The sequence below is a fragment of the Dyella choica genome, from assembly GCF_003977665.1.
GTDB classification, from domain to species: domain Bacteria; phylum Pseudomonadota; class Gammaproteobacteria; order Xanthomonadales; family Rhodanobacteraceae; genus Dyella_B; species Dyella_B choica.
Map to the genome: position 1 here is coordinate 1 of NZ_RYYV01000051.1, position 5,736 is coordinate 5,736.

The window sequence follows — 5,736 nt, forward strand, 5'->3', positions numbered from 1 at the left end:
GCCCCCACGATGCGCTCGGCGGTATGACGCCCGCCGAGTACCGTTACCACTACGCCAGAAGCTCTACTTCTGAAATGTCCACTTGACGGGGGAGCTCACGGTATCTCGACAAGGTCGGCATCACAGGGATGCTATTCCAGAGCGCATCGTCATTCCGGCGAAGGCCGGAATCCAGTTTAGATACGCGTCCGAAGGACACATTCCTTTTTCGATGTTGATTGCTTCGCACGACGTATTTGAACTGGATTCCGGCCTTCGCCGGGATGACGAGCCAAAAACGTCAGACGTCGCTCAAATAAGCTGACTTTTTGATGTACGGATGGCTCTTGACTGAAAATCCTGGTGACACCTCAGGGCCGGCCCCGTTTCCACGGACGGTTTAACTAGTCACCTCAACCATGCTCTCGAAAATTTCGGGTGACCCACCCATGCGAACCCGCCCATCGCCCTGCCCGGCATCACGCCCTATCGCAAATGCGACTACCTGATTATCAGCATCGTCTGATAGACACGCCAGGCATATCCATGCAAAGTTGAACACGTCGGGTGCGCCCAGCGCCACGGGAAACCCACACCCGACGTAAGAGGTAAAGCGCGAACCGCATGAGCTGCAACTCACACGGTTCGCTGACCACAAACAACATAGGAGTGTTGATCATGGCTATCACCGATCTTACGGCATTTGTGCGCCTTGGCGCGCACGCAATCGTGCCAATCACGCGCTTTACGCCCACGCAGCTAGCGTGGTGTCCGGTGGTCAAGGGCTCTTAGTCGAATTCTGCTGTCAGCGTTTTCTGACTTCGAAGCAGGGCATGGCCCTGTGCCCATCACGCCGTGCGCAAGGTACGGCGTGACTACCAAGGAGTATCCGAGATGAATGCATCTTCCCAACTCACCGCTTACGCTTCCCACGTGGCAGTGCCGTCTACCCGCTGGGCAGTGAGAGAACGCGCCGCGATCTATCGTGCGAACGCCACACCAACCCCGACGCCGGCGCGCATCCTGGTGATCGATGAGGACGCCCAAAGCCGCAGCGTCCTGGTCAGCCAGCTCAAGGCACTGGACCTGGAACCGCTAGCCGTTCCTGACAGCCTGGCGGCCTTGAACGTCATTACCTACCAGGCGCCCGACCTGATCCTGATAGCTTGCGACGGGCCAGACACAGCGGCTTACAAAACGGTGATGCGCTTGGTAGTGGTAAGCCATGCAAGGCAGGCCTGCATCCCCATAATCATCCTGGCCGGGGAGCGGGATGTCTTCTTTTGGCAGCTGTGCCTGGACGACGACATAGTCGACGTACTGCAAAAGCCGGTGCGCGCCGAGAAACTGCAAGTATCAATGGGGCTTTGGCTAGACCTGCCGCCTACCGTCAGCCACGAGCCGAATGAATCGCTGCCACCGTTCGAGGACACGCCTCAGTGGTACCGTGCCTGCCTCGCAGCGGAAATCCATGCCTATGAGCAGGCCTTGGCAACGCACGACACGTTTCTGATGGTTCACTATGCGCACCGCACGCATGGCGTCGCTCTGGTGCTGGGTATAGACCGGGCGGCCAAGCTGGCTGATCGGCTGGAGCAATCGGCAAGAGGCCACAAGCCGCTGAAGCCGGATGGGATACGGAAAACCCTTGCCGCCCTGAAGGAAGCTATTGCCCGTCACTTTGAATAAGCACAACAGGCGTGCTGCAGAAAGCTGTGACAAGTTGCCCCTATGGTTTTCAGTAGAGTTATACGGCGATTTCACAAAGTCCCTACAACAATCTCCAGCATTGCCGATAGTCAGGACGTCGGCCCGGGGATGCAGCACGCCGAAACATAATTTCGCGACAGGGGCACGGAGCATGGGGAAAGGAATAGGGTTTCGTGGGCGCGAGTGGACGTTACAAATTGTTGTCACGCTCGTGTACGCGTTGGCGTATTGCCTTGTCCGCCCCTACTCCGACGCACATTGGTCCCTTACGGCAGGCTTGCGTCTGGCATGTCTGCTGTTCATCCCCTACAGGTTTTGGGTCGCCTTAGCCCTGGGAGAAATCGGCCCCCTGGCCTACTCGGTCTTCCAATGCGTTTCTCAATATGGGGACGTAACCGCCACGATATGGTCGATCCCGCCCATTGCGATAGCAATGCCGGTGGTGTGGTTCTGTCGCGAGCACTTAGGACTGTTCCCCGCCAAGAGCGTCATTGACGTTAAGGCGCTGCTGATCTGTGCGCTGGCCACGTCCTTGGTCTGGGCATTGGTTACCTACCTGGGGTTCATCACCGCGACCGATCCAACGATGCATCTGTCGCCCGTCATGCTGGCAGGCACCTTCGTCGGCACCTACGTGGCAATTTTGACCGTGATTACCTGGCCACTCTTTTTCGTGGTCGCGCGAAATGGCCGCCCCTTGCGCCAGATGCTTTCGGACTCGCTAAGCGCGCCACTGACCTTTGTTACCCTGGTCATCGTAGTCCCCGTTCTATTGCTCATTGCCGGCCTGAGCACCCGTGTGGATACAGGAACGGGAGCGATTTTGCAGTGGTCGCTGTTCATCCCCGTTGCGTGGGTTACGCTTAAATTCGGCTGGCGTGGTGCTGCTGCCACCGGCCCTCTCGCGGTGGTGGCCGTTTGCGCCCTTACCCAGTCGGTTCCTGATCCGGTGGTCATCCAGACTCAGGCTTTTGTTGCCTTTGCGGTGACTTTTCTGTTCGTCATGGGGGCTCGCATCGCATCCCAGCTTCATGCGCAAGAACAGGAACGGCTGACGGTGAGCAGAGCCATCAAGGTTGTCCAGCAATCCTTGCATCATGGTGATTTACGCTTACGTCAAACGTCGCATGCGTTGGAAGCAGTTGGCGGCAATCTGTCGATTACGCAAAGCCGTATCATCCAGCGATTGCAACGCTACCTGAGCCCTGACGAAAAGGTGCAACTCGCGCAACAAACCAGCGCCACTCAAAACCAAATATTTGGCCTCGCCGAGTCCCTGCATCCCGTTGCATGGCGCCAGCGCGGTCTACCTGCTGCGCTTCGGGAATCCATCGGGCGCGCCCTTGATGAATGCAGCGTGGCCTATGAGTTCGACATCCAGGGGCGCGGCCTTTCGCAACTTGCCTCAACAGTGCATCAGGCCATTTATCGCATAGCTTGCGAGTGCGTGTCGCAGGTCTGCGATCAACTCGCTTGCAGCCACGTCAAGCTAATTCTCAGAGGTGGGGAAATCGGCGAACGCCGCTGGGCAGTATTGCACGTCACCGGCATAAGCGATCCTGCAGCTTTACGGCAGCTTCCCCCTCAGGCTCTCCCGCGTACGAACCTTGCGGCAAAACTCGGCGTTGCAACCAGCACTCAGCCTGCGATAGAGGCTCAGGCAGCCCTGTTTGATGGCATAGTCCACACCAAGCGCCACGAGCACAAAGTGATAATGTCGGTGTTTCTAAACGACGCGCAACACCTCACGCTCGGACATCAGAGCTTGCCGCCGGCCTCGCAACTGTGGGTGCGTTGAAGTTATCGCGGCATCCACAGTGCAAGAGGTAGCGCTAACTACCTCTGCCACCGCCGCAGTTATAGGTATTGCAATTGCCAGTCATGGGAACTGCATGGAACATTGTTGTTCCATCACTCTGCGGAGTTGCCGTCACTGTGGTCGAACTATCGCTGTAGATGGTGGCAGCGCTGGACGCCACAGAAGTAGGCGCCTGCGTGGATACGTTCTGAGTATCGATTCCTACCGGCAGGACAATCGTAGCTCCCCCCGCAGTACCCACGGCAGCATGCACGTTGCCATTCAGGTCGTTGATTTGAATGTATTTAATGCCATTCAAGACAAAGACATACACATGCCAATGGGGGCTTGAACTGACGTCGGCGGCATTGGGCCACGATTGACCTAAACCCGATGCTGGCGCCGCGGTTTGAGCCATAGCACTACTGGACAGGACCAAAGCGACCAAACCGCCGACGATTGCCTTGCGCAAAGAACTTCCTTGACTACGGGACATGGGCTTCCCCTGGGTATGGTAGTTCGTCTACCGGAAGCCAAAATGTAGCAGGTGAGATGTAGGTGCGGACATGAAGGACCGAGGACTCTCTAGGCCAGCCTGGATATACTGCCCGTCAAAGGGTTCGACGTCCTCCGCTTTCAGTAGCGAGACGACGTCGTGATGGCAATTACTTGAAAGACGTGCTCGATTAAGTTCGATAACAATCTAAAACCTGAAACGCATTTAAGAATATGACCAATGGACCAACCCGCATTCCATCCAAGGGACTCTGCATTTATTGCGGACGATCAGGATTACGCTTAACAGATGAACACATTCTTCCTTACTTCATCGGCGGACAACACGTAATCGAAGAAGCAAGTTGTGATGACTGCGCAAAAATAACTACGAAATTTGAACTTGACGTTGGGAGAGAGCTTTGGGGCGATGCGCGAATTGCATTCAATGCACCATCCCGGCGAAAAAAAGAAAAGACCAACTTACATTAAAGTTCGCGATGTAAATAACCCATCAAAAACTTTGCGGATTCCCGTGGATGAGTACCCTGCGGCGATGGTCTTTTATCGAATGCACTCGGCAGGCATATTAGACGGCTTCCCCGAGAGCATGGATTTATCAAAGCAATGGGAATTTACGACAATTTGCGATCGACAAAAGATTGATCGGTATATGGAGAAGTACGGGCAGCCACCTATCGTTAAATTTAGGCATGTTCCAGAAAGTTTTGCACGACTATTAGCTAAAATTGCCTACGGGCAGGTCCTTTGCTCTCTCGATCCGAATGATTTTCGCCCAATATGTCTTCCGTACATTGTTGGCAGAAAGAAAAATTTGTCGTATGTAGTCGGCGGCAGATGGAGCTATCCAGATATACAGCCAGGCATCGGCTACGAACTACGTACAAATTGCGTTAATTTTCTAGATAAACTGCTGATTGTGGCGGAGATTCAATTTCAACCAGACTATCAGACTCCCGCCTACCACGTGTTAGTTGGCGACGTTAGTGGCACAACAGAGGTAAATAGAGTTCTCGAAAAAATTGCAGCCACTTCAACCGTTACCGTGGTTGACGCCAGTTTATATAGAAAGCCATCTGACGATAGCTTCCATTGGATGCCTGATAGATGGCCGCTTCCGGCTTGGAAATAGATAATCCTGCCGACGCCTACTATCAGCATGGACTTACAGACAAGGAATCCAACTAACTCGTTTTGTTGTCGCTGGACTTAAGTTTGTTCACACTGTCTTGCACACCTTTCATTGCGTTGTCGACCATGTCGAAAGTTTTTTCCGTGCGCTCTTTGAAAGCGCCCATATCAAACAGCCAATACCCTAGCCCTTTCCTTACCTCTCTCAGAGCCGGCGACATTAGGCGAGCCAGGACTTTTAATTCTTCCGTTGCTACGACTGCCATTTCATTGACGCGCTTCTGCATAGCGCCGGCACTATTCGCTTTTGTCTCGCGCAACGTCTTCAATTCCTCACTAAAAATATCGTAGTGCTGTTTGATCCTAGCTTTACGCTCGGGGTCATCGACTCCTTCAATGATCATGCGTCGCTGTTCCTCCAAGAAAACGCGACGCTCTGCCTCGTATTGTGTAATACCAATGTCGGCCTCTGCCATGGCAGCCTTTAGGCGTTCTACTTCAACCCGCATGTAATGACCCAGCGGTTTCTGCACAGGTCAGGCCGCTAAAGCATAGGCCTCGTCGGGTGTTTTCATGCCGAGCGCCTGGTGAGGGCGCCGATG

6 protein-coding genes are annotated in these 5,736 nt (G+C 54.4%); 4 read left to right on the plus strand and 2 right to left on the minus strand.

Annotation, left to right across the window (positions count from 1 at the left end):
• Positions 1-873 precede the first annotated feature (873 nt).
• Entirely contained in the window at positions 874-1,668 is a 795-nt protein-coding gene (locus EKH80_RS23485) for a response regulator (protein WP_126687229.1), read from the plus strand.
• 172 nt (positions 1,669-1,840) lie between these two features.
• Entirely contained in the window at positions 1,841-3,487 is a 1,647-nt protein-coding gene (locus tag EKH80_RS23490; RefSeq protein WP_126687230.1) for an MASE1 domain-containing protein, read from the plus strand.
• Positions 3,488-3,521: 34 nt separating this feature from the next.
• Here the strand turns inward: EKH80_RS23490 and EKH80_RS23495 are convergent, their stop codons facing one another.
• Entirely contained in the window at positions 3,522-3,983 is a 462-nt protein-coding gene (locus EKH80_RS23495; protein WP_126687231.1) for a hypothetical protein, read from the minus strand.
• Between the two features lie 233 nt (positions 3,984-4,216).
• On the opposite strand from EKH80_RS23495, the gene EKH80_RS24515 reads away from it, so the two are divergent.
• Complete coding sequence (locus tag EKH80_RS24515; RefSeq protein WP_126687232.1) at positions 4,217-4,474, plus strand: HNH endonuclease; 258 nt, start codon at positions 4,217-4,219, stop codon at positions 4,472-4,474.
• Positions 4,386-5,135 (plus strand): hypothetical protein, encoded by a 750-nt coding sequence (locus EKH80_RS23505; RefSeq protein WP_196240433.1) that lies wholly within the window; start codon positions 4,386-4,388, stop codon positions 5,133-5,135. The genes EKH80_RS24515 and EKH80_RS23505 overlap by 89 nt, the downstream gene beginning before the upstream one ends.
• Positions 5,136-5,187: 52 nt before the next feature.
• Here the strand turns inward: EKH80_RS23505 and EKH80_RS23510 are convergent, their stop codons facing one another.
• Positions 5,188-5,667 (minus strand): hypothetical protein, encoded by a 480-nt coding sequence (locus tag EKH80_RS23510; RefSeq protein ID WP_126687234.1) that lies wholly within the window; start codon positions 5,665-5,667, stop codon positions 5,188-5,190.
• Between the last annotated feature and the right edge of the window lie 69 nt (positions 5,668-5,736).